Raw genomic sequence first — 17,731 nt, 5'->3', positions numbered from 1 at the left:
TTCTTCTTATCAGAAGGCTTTTTTTGTTACATAGAAATAAGGAGGAAACCAATGGGCCTATTACAAGACTTACAAAATCGCGTACTGATTGCTGATGGAGCAATGGGAACACTTTTATACTCTTATGGCATTGACCGCTGCTTTGAAGAATTAAATTTATCAAAAGAAGATGAAGTCAAAAGAGTGCACGAGGCATATGTGCAAGCTGGAGCGGACATTATTCAAACGAACACATACGGCGCGAATTATATTAAACTATCCCGCTATGGCTTAGAGGAAGAAACAAAACGCATTAACACAAAAGCTGTACAAATTGCCAAAGCAGCCGCTGGCTCAGCTTATGTCCTTGGAACGATCGGCGGCATTCGAACATTTAACAAAAATGCCTACTCTTTAGACGAGATTAAACGGAGCTTTAGAGAACAGCTCTATATCCTTTTAAATGAAGAACCTGATGGATTACTGCTTGAAACATATTACGATATTGAAGAAGCAAAAGCCGTTCTTGAGATTGCTCGCAAAGAAACTGCGCTTCCGATTGTCATGAACGTCTCCATGCATGAGCAAGGTGTATTACAGGACGGTACACCGCTAAAAGACGGTTTATCTGAATTATCCTCACTTGGCGCTGATGTCGTCGGCATTAACTGCCGATTAGGCCCTTATCATATGATTCAGGCACTTGAAGGCGTTCCACTTTTGCAAAATTCGCATTTATCTGTCTATCCAAACAGCAGTCTCCCCTCCCTTGAAGAAGGCAGACTCGTCTATGATACAGATAATGATTATTTCCGAAAAAGTGCACTTGAGTTTAGAAATCAAGGCGCACGAATCATTGGAGGCTGCTGCGGAACAACCCCTCAGCATATTAGCGCCATGGCTGAGGCGGTCAAAGATTTAGCACCTATCACCGAAAAAGAAGTGAAAGTATTAAAAGAAGAAATCATTTCCATCCAAGATCAACGAACAGAACCAGGTCTTGACGAGCTTGCTGTGAAAAAACGTTCGATTATCGTCGAGCTGGACCCGCCGAAGAAGCTGAACTTTGAAAAATTCCTCGTCGCAGCGAACGAATTAAAAAGTGCGGGCATTGATGCCCTCACACTGGCCGATAACTCTCTAGCTACCCCGCGTATTAGCAATGTGGCATGCGGCGCTTTATTAAAACAGCAGCTTGATATGCGTTCACTTGTCCATATCACATGTCGTGATCGCAATTTGATTGGACTCCAATCCCACTTAATGGGGCTGGACACGCTTGGACTAACCGATATTTTAGCCATCACAGGCGATCCGTCTAAAATTGGAGACTTCCCAGGTGCGACATCTGTGTATGATTTAACCTCCTTTGATTTGATCCGTCTGATCAAACAATTTAACGAGGGACTATCTTTCTCCGGGAAGCCGCTCGGGAAAAAGACTAATTTTTCTGTGGCTGGTGCGTTTAATCCAAATGTCCGTCATATTGATAAAGCGGTCAAACGCCTTGAGAAGAAAATTGAATACGGTGCCGATTATTTTATTTCACAACCTGTTTACTCTGAGGAACAGCTTGTGAAGATTCATGAAGAAAGCCGACATTTGGATAAACCGATTTACATCGGTATTATGCCGCTAACAAGCAGCCGAAATGCTGAGTTTATTCATCATGAAATTCCCGGCATTAAATTGTCTGACTCGATTCGTGAGATTATGGCCAAGGCAGGCGAAGATAAAGAAAAGCAGCGGACAGAAGGGTTAGCGATTGCCCGCTCTTTATTAGATACAGCCTGCGAATTGTTTAATGGTATCTATTTAATTACCCCTTTCCTTCGATCAGATTTAACAGCAGAACTGACAACTTACATCCATCAGAAAGAAAAGGAGCCAAACATCCATGCCAACTATCACTGAACAGCTCAAAAAACGCATCCTCGTCCTTGACGGTGCAATGGGCACAATGATTCAAAACGCCGATCTCACAGCAGAGGATTTCGGCGGAGAAGAGTATGAGGGCTGTAACGAATATTTGAACGTCACAGCCCCTCATATTATCTCCACGATTCACCGGCAATATCTTGAAGCAAGTGCAGATTTAATCGAAACAAATACATTCGGCGCGACGAAGCTCGTTCTCGATGAATATGGACTTGGCCATCTCGCCTATGAATTGAACGTAAAAGCAGCTCAGTTGGCAAAGCGTGAAGCAGACCGTTTGTCGACACCAGACTGGCCCCGCTTTGTTGTAGGCGCAATGGGGCCCACTACAAAAACATTATCCGTAACAGGCGGCACAACGTTTGAAGAGCTCGTTGCAAATTATGAAGAACAAGCCCGCGCCCTGATTGATGGGAAATGTGATGCTCTTCTTTTAGAAACAAGTCAAGACATGCTGAATGTCAAAGCTGGATTTAAAGGCATTCAAGAAGCCTTTCACGCAACCGGTATTGAGCTACCACTGATGGTGTCAGGGACGATTGAACCAATGGGCACCACCCTTGCCGGTCAAGATATTGAAGCCTTTTATATATCACTTGAGCATATGAAACCAATCAGCGTCGGTTTAAACTGTGCAACTGGTCCAGAATTTATGACAGACCATATCCGTACACTCTCCTCCATCTCAAAGTCGGCTGTCAGCTGCTATCCAAACGCTGGTCTCCCTGATGAAGAAGGGCAATATCACGAATCCCCTGCTTCGCTTGCTAAAAAAATTGCCGCTTTTGCAAAAGAAGGCTGGTTAAATATCGTCGGTGGCTGCTGCGGTACAACGCCTGCACATATTCAGGCATTGTCAGATGAAGTACGTTCGCTTCAGCCCCGCAGCATGTCGCATGAGTCATCACCGCATACCGTATCAGGCATCGAGCCCCTCATTTATGAAGAAGCGATGCGCCCCCTCTTTGTTGGTGAGCGCACAAATGTCATTGGTTCACGCAAATTCAAACGGCTCATCGCAGAACAAAAGTTTGAAGAGGCAGCAGAAATTGCTCGTGCTCAAGTGAAAAATGGCGCTCACGTCATTGATGTGTGTCTAGCAGACCCTGATCGTGATGAGATAGCAGACATGGAAGGCTTTTTAAAAGAAGCCATGAAAAAAGTGAAAGCTCCTTTTGTCATTGATTCAACCGATAAACATGTCATCGAAAAAGCACTCATGTATTCTCAAGGAAAAGCCATTATTAATTCTATTAATTTAGAGGATGGAGAAGAGCGCTTTGAAGAGATTCTTCCGCTTGTCAAGCTATATGGCGGCGCACTTGTTGTTGGAACAATCGATGAGACAGGGATGGCCGTCACAGCAGATCGAAAACTTGAGATTGCCGTAAGATCCCATGACCTGCTCACGAAAAAATATGGAATCCCTGCGAGTGATATCATTTTTGACCCTCTTGTCTTTCCAGTAGGTACTGGAGACGAACAGTATATTGGTGCTGCTGAAGAGACGATTAAAGGCATTGAGCGAATCAAAGCAGCACTGCCTGAATGTCTCACCATTTTAGGCATTAGTAACGTGTCTTTCGGACTCCCGCCAGTTGGCAGAGAAATATTGAATGCCGTTTATTTGTATCACTGCGTAAAAGCAGGGCTTGATTATGCGATCGTGAATACTGAAAAGCTTGAACGCTTCGCTTCAATTCCAAAGGAAGAAATCAAGCTGGCTGAAACTTTACTTTATGAAACAAATGATCAAACCCTTGCTGAGTTCACCCAATTTTATCGCGGGAAAAAGAAAACAGAGAAGAAACCAAAGATCTCCTTATCACTTGATGAAAGGCTGGCACTCTATGTCGTCGAAGGGACGAAAGAAGGCCTGATTGATGATTTGGCCCTTGCTTTGGAGAAATTTGAATCACCTCTTCATGTCATCAATGGACCATTAATGCAGGGAATGTCAGAGGTTGGGCGCCTTTTTAATCAAAACGAATTGATTGTAGCTGAAGTCCTCCAATCCGCTGAGGTCATGAAAGCATCTGTTTCATACCTTGAGCAATTTATGGAGAAAAAGGACGCAAGCGGCAAAGGGAAGATTCTCCTCGCCACCGTCAAAGGCGATGTCCATGATATAGGGAAAAACCTGGTCGACATCATTTTGAGCAATAATGGCTTTCACGTCGTCGATCTCGGAATCAAAGTAACCCCACAAACATTGATTGAAGCGGTGCAAAAAGAAAAGCCAGATATGATTGGATTATCAGGTTTACTTGTCAAATCAGCACAGCAAATGGTCTTGACCGCTCAAGATTTACAAAAAGCAAACATTTCTGTTCCCATTTTGGTGGGCGGCGCGGCGCTTTCACGGAAGTTTACGAAGATGAAAATTTCGCCTCAATATGATGGCCCCGTCCTTTACGCCAAAGATGCAATGGACGGACTGTCTTTAGCGAATGAATTAAGAGCGAACCCTCTTCAATTTCAAACAAAACCTTTAGAGGATCAAGAAACACTCCATAAGGAAAAAGAAACAACGCAGCCAAAAGCCGTGATTGAATTACTAGAAAAACGCGCGACACTTCCTGAGGCAGCCATTTTCACGCCAGAAAATACGAAACGCCATTATGTACGGGATATTGATTTGCACCACATTATGCCCTATGTCAATGAGCAGATGCTGATCGGCCATCACCTCGGTTTAAAAGGAAAGGTCAAAAAGCTCTTGGCTGAACAGCATCCAAAAGCATTAGAATTAAAACAGCTGATCACAGATCTTCTTCAAGAAGGCAGAGAGAAAAACTGGTTTGCACCTGCATTCGTCTATCAATTCTTCCCTGCCAATTCAAATGGGAATGACCTGCATATCTATGATCCAGAAGCGCCTGACCGCGTCATTGAGACATTCCAATTTCCAAGACAGGAAAAACTTCCGTACCGGTCTATTTCTGATTATGTGCGGAAAAGCGGAGAGAACGAGAAAGATTATATCGCCTTATTTGCAGTGACGGCTGGTGCCCGCATACGAGAGGTTGCGCAGCAATTTAAACAAGAGGGTGACTATTTGAAAATGCATGCGGTCCAAGCTTTAGCACTTGAGCTTGCAGAAGGATTGGCTGAACGAACGCACCAAGTAATTCGTGATAAATGGGGATTCCCAGACCCAGTCGATTTCACGATGGAGAAACGGTTCCAAGCCAAATATCAAGGTCAGCGCTATTCCTTTGGCTATCCAGCGTGCCCTAATCTAGAAGACCAAGAAAAACTATTCCACCTGCTGCAGCCAGAAAAAATCGGGATTCATCTCACAGAAGGGTTTATGATGGAGCCCGAAGCATCCGTTTCAGCCATTGTCGTTTCTCATCCTGAAGCTCGATATTTTAACGTTCACTAAAAAAACCTCCTGAATTGGAGGTTCTTTTTATAAATAAAAATGGAATAAATATGAAATATTACGTTTATTTACCGATATTATAAATGAAAGTCATTTACTTAAAAGGAGATGTTTGTCATGTTCAAAAAGAAGATCGGGGTTTTATTGCTTACAGGCCTCTTTATCGCTAGCCCTCTTTTCCAATCACCTGCTCAAGCAAGTGAAACTTCTACGAAACAAACAACATATTATACAGAAGAATTGGAGCATTTGTATCCAGATAGTGATTATGCAAACAATGATACGATGGAAAAAGCTCAATTCTTACAGCACTCTCTTCATCTAAACAAGACCTATTTATATCACGAAGGCAGTATCTCTTCTATGAATGACATTGATTTTTACCGGTTCACCAGCTCTAAATTTGATGGAGCAGATGGCCGCTTTTCTATCAAACTCGTCAATGTGAAAGCTGGAAATGATTTCGATCTTTACCTTTACAATCAGAGCGGGTCACTCGTGTCTTCCTCTGTGCGGACAAACAACCAAAATGAAATCATCCATATGCCGAAAATTGCCGCAAGCACTGACTACTATTTAGCCGTCAAACCAAAGCAATTATTAAATGAAGAGGACAACATGTATCGTATTGTCTTTGATAAAAGTATTGAAAAAGGCACAACCAAACGATATGGATCACCTGCCACATTGAATAGTTTCAATGAAGCCGGATCTCCCAATTCTTCTTTTGATTTAAGCAGCTTGCCGCAGGATGCCGTTGTCACTGGCCTGTCATTAGAAGCTGAAAAAGGCAGTACAAATGCATATAATTATGTATTCACCGTCTCTTCCTTAAAAGGCGGAACAGTGAACGTACCTTGGAACGGTCAAAAAGTTGACATCTCTTCTTATAAAACAAGTCAAGTGCCAGCAAAAGACCGCTTTTTTGTTTCTTTTAATGCAACCGAGGTTCCTCAATTGATCGGTGGACGGTTAATCAAAGTAGGCGTTGTCTCAATTAAAAACTTACAGCTCACCTTTGAATATGAATACAACCGTGACCTCAATTATTAAACTATACAAAAGGAAAAGGGAGCACCGAAGCGCAGGACTGACACCAAATGCGAGGGTTTGTCTACACGCTGAAGGAAAAGGTATCCCCTTTTCCTTTTTCTTATGCGTTCTTATGGTACGATACATATAGAGAAATCAGCTAAGAAGGAGTTGCGTGTATTGGCAAACGTTATACAACGAACTTTAACCCTTGATGACATACCAGACCTTGTCGCATTGTCAAAAGAGGTCGACTGGCCTGATTACAATGCGGAAGAGCTCACATCTCTTTTAACAAATGGACATTTTACCGGTTTTACAACAACTGACGGACAAGTCATTTCATGCGCTGGACTTTTTCAGTATGACAGAGTGGCATCAATTGGGGCGGTCATTGTATCTGAGACACATCGAGGCCTCGGTCTTGCCCGTCAAATGATTGACACACTGCTTCGTCATAGTGATCCAAGTATCCCTGTCGTTTTAACAGCTACTGTACAAGGACAGCCAGTTTATGAAAAAATCGGCTTTCAGACAGCCGGTTATATTCATACATACAAAGCACAAAAAACAAATCCTAGTGCGCTTCACCCGTCACATCAGATTCATCTTTTTCCCGCTGATCAAACGCACCTCCCGTCTATTGAAAGGCTGGATGAAAAAGGCGCAGGGACCAATCGATCAAACTTCTTAATAAAGCGAATGGAGCGAGCAACATTTAAACTGATCGCAAAGGATGAACACCACGAAATCACCGGCTTCGCATTTGGTGTGGAAACACCAGCTAATCTGATGATTGGCCCGCTTGCAGCAAACGATGAACAAACGGCGCTATCACTCATTCAATCACTTCTCACGTCTTATTCTGGCGCCTTTCGTTTAGATATGCATGAAGAAACAGCTGAACGCCTGCATACATCACTTGTAGAAGCAGGATTTACGAAAACAAACGTCGCACATTTTATGATGATTCGCGGGAACGAAAAGCAGAATGATCCGGCGCTTCTCTATTTCCTGGCCTCACAAGCATTTTCTTAAAAAATCAAAAAGCTGTAGACAGATGTTGTCTACAGCTTTTCTTTTTTATTTTTCGCCTACGGATGAGAGAACTTGAGCGAGTGCATTTGTGACCTTGCCATGCTCTGATGCATGCGGCCGGTCATCTCCATCTCCATAGCCATAATCAATCATGCGATTACGGTTTAAGCAAAGCTTTGTCAGCTGAGGCTGGAATAGATCAAATAAAGCAAAACGATTTTTTAGCTGTGGAAATTGCTTTTGATACTGCTGAATTTCTTCTGCAAGCAAGCGCCAAAGCGTCGTTTCATCTAACAGATTGTGATTGTCTAACACGTTTGACACGTAACGAAGATTGCAAATAAACAGGCCTGTAAAAATAAATTGTACAAGACCCTCAGGCGGCTCACTACGCAGCACTTCCTTTAGATCTTCTTCTAATGAAGCCAATTCAGGTAGCGGTTGATCACTAATGTTCACATCATCAACAAAATCTTTGATCGCCAAACGATGCGGCTTGTGATCTTTTAATACAAGAATTGTATTTTGTCCGTGCGGTGAAAACACCGTGCCATATTGATACATAAAGTGCAGAAGCGGCGGCATGACAACGTGGAAGAATGACGCCATCCATTCTTTTGCTGACAGACCCGATTTTTCAATGAGCTGCTTCAGATAAGGCTCGCCTTCATGATCTTCATACGTCAGTGCCGCCAACGTAACAGGGCTCTCCCCTTCATCTAAATACGTATAAATGCTTTCTCTAAAAATGACCCCAAGCATTTCAAGGTATTGATACGGCGCACCAGGTAGCTTGCTGTAATAAGGATGATCAACATTGATACTCGCATTCTCACCTGGTAAAATCACGCGGCATACATCGGATAAAAAGGCGTCTTGATCGGCGATTCCTTTAATATGTGCTGTAATACGAGGAGCAATCACCGTCCGTTCTGATGGGAGCCCCCGGTACACTAGCGTATTTAAAATACTCATTGGCAGTTTAATATGATGCTTGCCTTTATTTGAGATGTTTGTAAAGGTTCTGATCGATTGCTGTGGAATATATTGATCCAGCCCTTCTCCTAAATACACAATACGGCGCATGGCTAAATCTTCAGGGAAATGCTGGATGATCATATGCGTCCACTGCCATTTATGAACAGGCATCATATAATAATCAGCCGCATTCAGCCCTTCATCCTTTAACACACGTTGGAATTGACGAATCGTGACTTCGTCTAATTCTTTGGCAATGATGTGCTCATAGTTCTCATGATCGACCGCATGGAAAGTCGCAAGTTCTCGGTGAACAGCAATCCAAGACAGCTGCACACATTCCTGCCTTTCAGGTGCATAGGCTAAGTAATCATCGTAGCTGAACCCAATACGCCCTTTGTTATAGACGATCCACGGATGACCAGTCATCTCGCCTTCAATCCATGCATAATCTGTATCTGTTAGCTCATCTGCACGAAGTGCTTTTTTCGACAGCAAATGAACATCCGCTAACAAGGTATGGTGAAGCTCTTTGATCAGATGACCAGTTGTTTCAGAAGACATTGGGATGATTGGCTGAATGTCTAGTAAAAACACAATGGCACTAACATCCTTTGTCCATGTTCCGTCTTGACAGCACTCGATCGATTCAGCAATCGTATCAAAACTATCAAACAAACGAGGTTTTGCGAGATAACGATATTTCTTCTGTTCGTGAATGATTAATTCATATTGAGTGATGCCATCCTGATGATTTAGCTGAACGGGATGAAGCATATCCTCATACATATATTCGGACAGCATTTTTGCCACCATTCGCTGGTTTGCTTTTTTCCAAGCAGCAGGATTGACCGCTTTTTTCAATTCATCTTGTACACTCATCGGTTCATCCTCCTTACCCTTTGATTTCTTCAAATGTATTTGCGTGTTTATGTGTACCGAATGTCTGGAAAACATGCTTTTGATAAAGTGGATACACAGGTCGACGAGCCAGTTCATTGATAATGACACTGTTTCGGTACGCCCCTAGCCCTAAATCTGGTGCGCCTACTCCATGTGTATGAAGCTCTGCATTTTGTACAAAAATATCATTCTCACCTAATGTGTTTGTTTTCAATCGATATTCACGTTCAACCTGGAAGCGTCCTTGATGATCCCACTGAATATGATGGGAAATCGGATCAATAAATGGCGGTAATACAGATTGATAGCCCGTTGCCAAGACGACAATGTCTGTCTCATGCGTAAAGGATTCCTCTTTGACCCATTGATTGCATGAAAGCGATAAGCCGTCCCTCGTTTCCTCAATCAAATTGACTTCCGTCATCGCCTGCAGCACGGTGTTCAGCTGCTCTCCGCAAGCAGAACGTTCATAAAGCAAGTGATAAATATCTCGGATCATCGCTGAGCTGATGCCTTTATACAGCAAATCTTGCTGCTTTAATAACGCATCTTTTTTAGGCTGAGGAAGCTCATAAAAGAAATCAATATAGTCTGGAGAGAAATACTCAAGACCCAAATTTGAATATTCCATTGGGAAAAACCCTTTAGAGCGTGTAAACCAATGAATATCCTTCGCCTCATCGTCTGATAAAATGTCATAGAATACTTCTGCTGCACTTTGACCAGAACCGATGACCGTCACGGATTTTCCTTTAAAACAGCCTTCTTTCTTTCGTTTCAAGTAATCAGCAGAATGAAACACCCGATCCCCTAAAGCTGGCTGAAGAGATGCTGGTACCGCAGGCTGTGTACCGATACCTAAAACAAGATGCTTACTTTCAAACACCTCTACCGTTTGATCTTTCACATGACGGACATGCACTTCATATCGTTTTTCTCCAGCTTTTTCAACGATGGAGACAGATTCGACATTCATGCCAAATCGGCAAGAATCTAATTGATCCGCGACCCAGCGGCAATAATGGCTATATTCCTTGCGCGGGATATGGAAGTCTTCTAGAAAGTAAAATGAATACAAACGGTTTTGTTCCTGCAAATAGTTGAGAAAGCTATATTTACTTTTCACATCTGCCATACTGACAAGATCCGCTAAAAAGGGGACTTGAAGTGTTGTCCCTTCAATGAGCATACCTGGATGCCAGTGGAACGCTTCACTTCTTTCAAAAAACAAAGCGTCAATTTCGTCTACTTCTTCAGATAATGCAGCAAGCCCTAGGTTAAATGGCCCAATGCCAATCCCAATGACATCCACTACATTATTTTGCTTGTTGAACCGCGTCATGGTTATACTTCCTTTCAAATCGATCTCGATGACAAAACATCAAAAGACCTGTTTTATCTGGTAAAGTGACTGGTTTCACACGTTCGAATCCACACTTTTCAAAGACATGAATCATTTTTTCGTTCCGAATATCTGGCTCAGCCACGATTTTTTCTGTTCGTTTGTTCTGCTCAAACTGAAATGCTGTCATGGCTTGAAGCAGCGAAGCCGCAAATCCTTTCCCTACATAATCTGGCTCTCCAATTAACAGGTGAATGCCTTGATCATGCGGAGAAGGCTCATAGTACGATTCAATGATATCCCCTTTCACATTGTATGCTTCAAAATAGCTCATCGGCGTGCCATCAATGGTTCCTAAATAAAGGGTTTGATGCGGATCATGAATGGCCTGATAAAAGTGCTTTTCAAAAGCAGGAAATGGAATATTCAAATGCCAAAATGGGTGGACATACTCTTCTTGCATCCACTTGTGGACAAGCTGGACGTCCCGTTCATATTCAGCGCGAATGAACCCAATTCGATGCCTCATCCAATCAGCGCCTCCTTATGTAAAAAGAGCGGATTCAACACAGACGTGTACCTGGATTGAGTTTCTAAAGAACCCGTCAGCTCATCCATATCTTCAAACCGCGTGAGTAAGTTCGCTTTTGAAGGCAGCTCCTGTGACCGGAGAAGACTGTTCGTCAGCTCAGATGCACCATATGTCTCTTCATGCGCAAGCAGTGTGTCTCTAATCAGGGCTAATAAATCTTCTTCTTTTGCAAGCCCCTCTGTACCAAAACCATTCACAAGACCAAACAAATGATTAAAGAAGAAATAGTAACGCAGTCTCTCAACCGCTACATCGTCTGCACAAATGGTTTCACTTCTGACGCTTAAGTTTTGAACAAGCTTCGCAAGCTGATCCTTTTTCGATTCGCTATAATAGTAGCCTTGGTTGTCACGATAATAGAATGTGTGCGGATATCCATTCTTTAGCTGTACGACAGCATTTTGCTGATGGGCTTCAAGGGCAAGTCCATACATTTCAAACAGCCAAAGCATCGGCTCTAACGCAATCGATAAATATTGTGTGAACCAATCACGACTGACATCTTCTGTTGATCTGCCTTCAGCGTCTGCTAATTCATGGATAATGCCTGAAAGCCTTGATTTTCCTCCGTATGCATGATCCTGACATAGTCCTGCAATTAAGCTTGCCCCTTTTTCATGATGCAAAAATGGATTTTGACGAATGACGACTTCAAAGCCAGATTCCGCCTCATCCCCTTGAATAGATAGATACGCAGGATCTTCAATCACACGGAATCCAGAGAATTTGTCATATAAAGAAACGCCTAATTCTGTTTTTAAGATACGAGACATCTCAACTCCACGATCAAGTTCCTTTTGTTTGTTAACGCGTAAAGAGTTTGTGATCTTTACAGGGACAGAGAATTTAAGCATGTACGCAGAGTCTTTTTGATAGACCGTTCTAAAGGAAGATGTCGCTGTGTATTCAGATCCTAGCGGCCCTAAATACGTCAGCATCCCGTCCTCTATATAACGCTTGACGAACGCTTTCTCCATGACCACTTGGACTTGTAGCGGATGAATCGGAATCAGGACATATTCACCGCCTTCTGTTAACGTCGTCAGTCTCTCTTTTTCTTCTGGCATCTGGCGCATGAGCTCCTCAAACATGAGATTTGCCGCAGATTGTGAAATAGAAGAATCCTGAAGCACAATCGACGGATGTGCTTTAAAGTAATGAAGCTGGAAAGAGCCTTTCAACTCAGGAGAATAAATAGCTTCCTCCTCTTCTGTCATTCCTTGTCTGCTTTTTGGTGTAGGATGCGTTAAATGCCCAAGAAGAAGTGACTGCTCCGCTTCAATATATTCAAAATCAGCTGAAGAAAGAGCCGCTCGATCACTTTCTCTCTCTCTAATGAATCGTTCAATATTCCGGCAGCTTAAAATGATGCGAAGCATGAACTCATCCTCTGCATCTGTGCGGCCATATTCAATGAGAAGTTCCTTTGAACATAAAGCAACAAGTGTGGTGTAATCGATGATCGTTCCCTGTTGCTCACTGCCTTGCGGGCGAAAGCGAACGGGAAAATCAAATAGATGACGGCCTACAGGCGAAAAATATCGAATCGGAATGACAAGCTCAAGATCTTGTTTTGCTAATGCTGCTACAAATACAAGTGAGCCGTCTGCTTTTGTCTCTTTCTTTGCAGATCGATCAATTCCTGTTTCACGTAAAAAACAGTTTAAAAAGCTTTGCATAGTTGCATTTTCAGCCATTTGTTTATATTGACTCAACGTAGTACCCTCCCGGATTGAATATGAGCGATCCCGATATCAACAATGTCAGAAAGGATTTCCTCAATATGTGTAATAGTCGTTCTCGGATTTAACAAAGTGAATTTTAAGCAAGTTTGACCATCGGCTACTGTTTTTGCTACGACAGCCGTTCCTGTTTGGAAAAGTGTGCGATGAATGATTTTATTGATGTCCTCTGCTTGTTGATCATCTATAAAACGAAACACGACTGCATTGATTTCTGGATCAGGATTGATCACCTCAAGATGCTCATTTTTCTCAATCAACGTAGCCACATCTTTCGCAAAATGGATGGTATGGTCAATGATACTTGCAAACCCTTCTTCTCCAATCATACGCAGAGAGAGAAGGAGTTTTAGCGCATCAAACCGGCGCGTCGTCTGAACAGATTTATTCACGAGATGCAGAATGCCTTCCAGTTCATCTTCCTTTGGATTGAGATAATCTGCGTGGTAATCAATCAAACCAAAATGTCTTTTATCCTTTAGTAAAAATGCCCCGCAGGAGATCGGCTGATAAAATTGCTTATGAAAGTCAATCGTGATCGAATCAGCCAGCTCGATGCCATCTAATTTTCCTTGGAAGGTTTTGCTTAATACAAGCGCTCCTCCATAGGCAGCATCTGCATGAATCCACAAACCGAAAGGCTTCACCATGTCATATATGTCACGTACAGGATCAATACTGCCAAAATCAGTTGTCCCGCAAGTCGCCACGACTGCAAATGGAAGCAAATCCTGCTCTTTAAGCTCCATAAGCTTCTTCTGCAAATCATGCAGGTCCATTCGGTGATGTTCGTCCGTCTCAACTAACACAACAGCCTGTTCACCTAAACCTAGCTGAGATGCTGATTTTTTCACAGTGAAGTGGGCATTCTTGGAGCAAAGAATCCGCATACGGTTTGCCTCGCTCGGCAACCCTTTCTGCTGTACATTCCATTGCCAAGTGTTTTCACAAAATGCATCTCTTGCTAAAAGCAGTCCCATATAGTTAGATTGGGTTCCACCGCTCGTAAAGGTCCCATCTGCTCGTTCTCCATAAGAAAACTTTTCACATAACCACTTGAGGATTTCCTCCTCAACCAAAGATGCAATGCCGCTTTGATCAAAGGAATCCATTGATTGGTTAAAGGAACTTACGATCACCTCTGCTGCCAGAGCAGGGATTAGAGGTGGGCAATGCAAATGTGCCAGGCATTTAGGATGTGACACATCAACTAAATGCGGTAAAAGGTAATTTTTTATATCTTGAAAAACAGACTCAATGGATTCACCAGCCGGTTGAATCTGGAATAACGATTCGACATGAGCCGCTAATTTCCCAGGCAATATTCCGCTATACGGTCCTCTGCTTGTTTGCCACTCTGCCAGTAAGCTGTCGATGGATGTGTAGAGAGCCGCTTGGAAGGACTCCCTCCCAAGCTGGCTTTGTTGAATAAATAATGAATCGACAGACGGTTTAGTTGACTGCATCGTAAACTGCCTCTTTAAAAATCGTGATGACTTTTTCAAGCTGTTCTTCTGTCATGATCAAAGGTGGTAAGAATCGAATCACACTTCCAAAACGGCCTCCTGTCTCCACAATTAAGCCTTTATCAAAACAATTCTTTTGAATGAGACTGGCTAGCGCTGGGTTTGCTGGATAACTGCCGTCCACATCCTGTTTCTCATCTGGATTCACAACTTCAACACCAATCATTAATCCTCTTCCTCGCACATCACCGAGAGCAGGCACTTGTTTTTGAATGTCTTTTAGATTGGCCTGCATACGCTGACCAAGCGCTTCTACATGATCAAGCAGATTGGTTTCTTTTATAAATTTAAGCGTAGCAGTTCCAGCTGCCATCGCCATTTGATTTCCTCTAAACGTGCCAATGTGCGCACCTGGATTCCATTGATCTAAGTCTTTGTCATAAATCACAACGGATAGCGGAAGGCTTCCCCCAATTGCTTTTGATAACACAATGACATCTGGCACAATACCAGCATGTTCAAAGGCAAACATCTTACCAGTTCGGCCGATGCCTGATTGAACCTCATCAATAATAAGTGGAATTCCTTTTTCTTTTGTGATTCGTCTCATTTCTTGTATCCATTCAATTGATGCCGGGATGGAGCCGCCCTCCCCTTGCACCGCTTCAAAGATCATGCCTGCTGGCGGGAGAATTCCACTCTCAGGGTCATTTAATACACGCTCAATATAAGAGCTGGAAATGCGATGTGAGTCTTTACCGCCAATTCCAAATGGGCAGCGGTATTCATATGGATAAGGCAGGAAGTGAACATCTGGCATTAACCCTTGTACTTTTTCCTTTGGCGATAAGTTGCCGCTTAATGACATCGTGCCATGTGTAGCACCATGATATGCTCCGTGGAATGATAGAATGGAACGATTTCCCGTCGCTGTCTTGACTAATTTAATTGCTGCTTCTATAGCATCACCACCAGTTGGTCCACAAAATTGAATTTTTGCTCTTTTTGCAAACTCCTCTGGCAAGTGAGAAAAAATCTCATTCACAAATTCTTCTTTAATCTCTGAAGTGATGTCCAGCGTATGCAACGGTCTTTTTTCATGAAGCATACGTTCAATAGCATCTATAACAACCGGGTGATTGTGACCAAGGGCAAGGGTTCCTGCACCTGCTAGGCAGTCATAAAATTCTCTACCATCTGCATCTGTCACGATCATACCTTCGGCTTTTTGCATGGCTAATGGGAACCGTCTCGGGTAAGACCTTGCATTAGATTCTCTTTGACTTTGTTGCTCTAAAAATTGCTGATTTTTAGAAACGGTTTTGATGGACATAATAAAACACTCCTCCAATTGATAAAGATTATCATTTTCATTTACTAGCCTAGAGGATGTAAGATACGAAAGTCAATTGTATTCAAAAAGATGATTCTAAAAGCATATGAATGCTATATTCTCTTTTTAACGAGTAATTTCTTGTATTTTTTACAAACATCTACAGCCATAAGGGCGATGTAACGTTTGAGTATGAAAAATATTGAAAAAAATTACAAAACAATTCTCCTAGTTCTTTTGCTCTATGCGTTGTAGCTCCCTTGTTTGATACAGGACGGCCGAATGAAATGAATGTAGTAAAACAAAAAATGAACGTTATTTTATCTTGATATAAATGGTTATGATGGTATAATTTCTCTGAAACGAAAGGGAATCGAGGGAGATCTGATGATTTTAACGAAGCATGACCTTCACCACTACTTGGCACAAGATCAGAAAGCACTTGCCATCAATCGAAAAAGGCCAAAGTGGCTTGGGGATGATATTTGGAAATATCAAAGATATTTACGAAAATATGAGTACTATACGAATAGCGGTGCTACGTTACGCAAATGGTTTTATCGTTACTTACATAAAAAGAAAGGCATGCAGCTTGGCTTTGATATCCCAATTGGTGTATTTGGACCTGGGCTCAGAATCAACCATACTGGGCTGTTGATTGTGAACAAGCATGCCAAAATCGGCGCGTTTTGTGATATTCATCAAGGCGTGAATATCGGTCAAAACCATCATGAAAAAGATGTGCCCGTCATCGGAGATCATGTATGGATCGGCCCTGGCGCTAAACTGTTTGGAAATATTTATATTGCGAATCATATTTCCATCGGAGCAAATGCAGTAGTGAATCGCTCCTTTCATGAAGAGCGGATTGTCATTGCAGGTGTCCCTGCTCAAAAAATAAAAGAAAAAAGCCCTTCTTTATGAAGGACTTACTTGATCAAAGCAGTGAGCCACATGAGATAAAATAAGATGGATAAACATGAGGATCATCCTGCCCGCGCCCCATCACCATTTATCCTATGATGCTTTGGCACAATCAAACCATCAATCGGTAGCAACTTGAAGTGAAACAAATCACCACAGCCGTACTCTCTAATTTGCGTTAGAGTACCCGAAGACCAGCATGAGAAAGTACAAGACAAAGACGAGGATGGCAATCGCATAGATGAGAATGGACACAATCAGTACTGTCCAGCCCAACCCTTTTCTTCCTGTTTGAATGAGATATATTCCAAGTGTGAAGAGCCCGAGTAAAAGGCCTAAGATGGCCCATAACCATTTATTTTTCCCGTGTTTTGGTGCATCAACGAATAGGTAGATTGCGACTAAGATGGATACAAACCAACCTGTAATCCATTTCACATTCATCCGCCACCCTTCTTTTTCAATTTATTTAATCTTACTATACTTTTTTCCTAATCTTAAAAACAACTATTCAAATGAATGATTCGGAAGGCTTTGCCATTCTTCTCTCAGCATTCCATACCGCATCGAATCATAATACTCCCCTTGATAGTAACGAACCTTACGCAGTCTTCCCTCAAGGATAAACCCGCATTTCTCTGCGCAACGCATCATGCGTTCATTTCCAGACCAGGTGGTCAGACCGATGCGCGGGATATCAATGTGTGAAAAGAGTTCATCGATCCATAGACGCAATGCCTTTGTTCCAACGCCCCCATTCCAAAAACGTGAGTCATAAATAAGAATCCCACACTCCAGCCAACGTGTGCGCTCATTCTCCCAATAATAAGAAACTGTGCCCTTTAATTCACCTCCGACATCAATGCCAAATAGTTTTGGCAGGACAGAATCATCCTGTAAATAGCGTTTTTTAAATGCAGTAAGCGATATGTCATGTTCAATAAAATACGGTGCATTCCACTTTCGATAGGCCTGGTCTGGTGCTTTAAACCTTAAATGCCATACCACTTCTAAATCGGTTTCGTCTAATGGACGTATGCTCACAATCTCTTCTTTTTTTCCTTTCATCTGTTCAC

General features: G+C 42.5%; 13 protein-coding genes. 5 read left to right on the top strand and 8 right to left on the bottom strand.

Annotation, left to right across the window (positions count from 1 at the left end):
* Window positions 1-51: 51 nt before the first annotated feature.
* The 4 genes from M2353_RS05525 (at window position 52) to M2353_RS05510 (ending at window position 7,375) form a co-directional block, all read left to right on the top strand.
* Entirely contained in the window at window positions 52-1,893 is a 1,842-nt protein-coding gene (locus tag M2353_RS05525) for a bifunctional homocysteine S-methyltransferase/methylenetetrahydrofolate reductase (protein ID WP_008348554.1), read from the top strand.
* The gene (metH, locus tag M2353_RS05520) at window positions 1,877-5,305 is read left to right on the top strand and encodes a methionine synthase (RefSeq protein ID WP_268362202.1); all 3,429 of its coding nucleotides are present in this window, start codon (window positions 1,877-1,879) and stop codon (window positions 5,303-5,305) included. Before M2353_RS05525 ends, metH begins: the two co-directional genes overlap by 17 nt.
* 117 nt (window positions 5,306-5,422) lie before the next feature.
* Window positions 5,423-6,358, top strand: a complete 936-nt coding sequence (locus M2353_RS05515) for a hypothetical protein (RefSeq protein WP_039167392.1) — start codon at window positions 5,423-5,425, stop codon at window positions 6,356-6,358.
* 159 nt (window positions 6,359-6,517) lie between these two features.
* A complete protein-coding gene (locus M2353_RS05510) occupies window positions 6,518-7,375 on the top strand; it encodes a GNAT family N-acetyltransferase (RefSeq protein WP_284725090.1) in 858 nt (285 codons plus the stop codon).
* A gap of 45 nt (window positions 7,376-7,420) precedes the next feature.
* On the opposite strand, the gene M2353_RS05505 is transcribed toward M2353_RS05510, so the two are convergent.
* Genes M2353_RS05505 through M2353_RS05480 form a run of 6 tightly spaced genes read right to left on the bottom strand, consistent with a single transcriptional unit; the run spans window position 7,421 to window position 15,731 of the window.
* Entirely contained in the window at window positions 7,421-9,235 is a 1,815-nt protein-coding gene (locus M2353_RS05505; RefSeq protein WP_284725089.1) for an IucA/IucC family protein, read from the bottom strand.
* A 13-nt stretch (window positions 9,236-9,248) separates the two neighbouring features.
* The gene (locus tag M2353_RS05500; protein WP_039167398.1) at window positions 9,249-10,598 is read right to left on the bottom strand and encodes a lysine N(6)-hydroxylase/L-ornithine N(5)-oxygenase family protein; all 1,350 of its coding nucleotides are present in this window, start codon (window positions 10,596-10,598) and stop codon (window positions 9,249-9,251) included.
* Window positions 10,573-11,127, bottom strand: a complete 555-nt coding sequence (locus M2353_RS05495; RefSeq protein ID WP_045034699.1) for a GNAT family N-acetyltransferase — start codon at window positions 11,125-11,127, stop codon at window positions 10,573-10,575. The genes M2353_RS05500 and M2353_RS05495 overlap by 26 nt, the downstream gene beginning before the upstream one ends.
* Window positions 11,124-12,905: an IucA/IucC family protein gene (locus M2353_RS05490; RefSeq protein WP_284725088.1), complete on the bottom strand. Its 1,782-nt coding sequence runs from the start codon at window positions 12,903-12,905 to the stop codon at window positions 11,124-11,126. The genes M2353_RS05495 and M2353_RS05490 overlap by 4 nt, the downstream gene beginning before the upstream one ends.
* Window positions 12,902-14,398, bottom strand: a complete 1,497-nt coding sequence (locus tag M2353_RS05485) for a pyridoxal phosphate-dependent decarboxylase family protein (protein WP_284725087.1) — start codon at window positions 14,396-14,398, stop codon at window positions 12,902-12,904. Before M2353_RS05485 ends, M2353_RS05490 begins: the two co-directional genes overlap by 4 nt.
* Window positions 14,385-15,731 carry an aspartate aminotransferase family protein gene (locus tag M2353_RS05480; protein ID WP_284725086.1) on the bottom strand — a complete coding sequence of 449 codons (1,347 nt, stop codon included), beginning with the start codon at window positions 15,729-15,731 and terminating at the stop codon, window positions 14,385-14,387. The genes M2353_RS05485 and M2353_RS05480 overlap by 14 nt, the downstream gene beginning before the upstream one ends.
* A gap of 387 nt (window positions 15,732-16,118) precedes the next feature.
* Between M2353_RS05480 and M2353_RS05475 the strand changes: the two genes are divergently transcribed.
* On the top strand, window positions 16,119-16,655 hold the full coding sequence (locus tag M2353_RS05475) for a serine O-acetyltransferase (RefSeq protein WP_017360201.1): 537 nt from the start codon (window positions 16,119-16,121) through the stop codon (window positions 16,653-16,655).
* A gap of 168 nt (window positions 16,656-16,823) precedes the next feature.
* Here M2353_RS05475 and M2353_RS05470 read toward each other — a convergent pair whose 3' ends face one another.
* Together M2353_RS05470 and M2353_RS05465 are read right to left on the bottom strand one after the other, a co-directional pair.
* Entirely contained in the window at window positions 16,824-17,099 is a 276-nt protein-coding gene (locus M2353_RS05470; RefSeq protein ID WP_008348576.1) for a hypothetical protein, read from the bottom strand.
* Window positions 17,100-17,162: 63 nt separating this feature from the next.
* Window positions 17,163-17,723 carry a GNAT family N-acetyltransferase gene (locus M2353_RS05465; protein ID WP_163116403.1) on the bottom strand — a complete coding sequence of 187 codons (561 nt, stop codon included), beginning with the start codon at window positions 17,721-17,723 and terminating at the stop codon, window positions 17,163-17,165.
* Between the last annotated feature and the right edge of the window lie 8 nt (window positions 17,724-17,731).

This window comes from Bacillus aerius (assembly GCF_029894105.1).
Lineage (GTDB): Bacteria > Bacillota > Bacilli > Bacillales > Bacillaceae > Bacillus > Bacillus altitudinis.
Note: the sequence above shows the minus strand (reverse complement) of the source record. Positions and strands in the feature narration are given on the sequence as shown.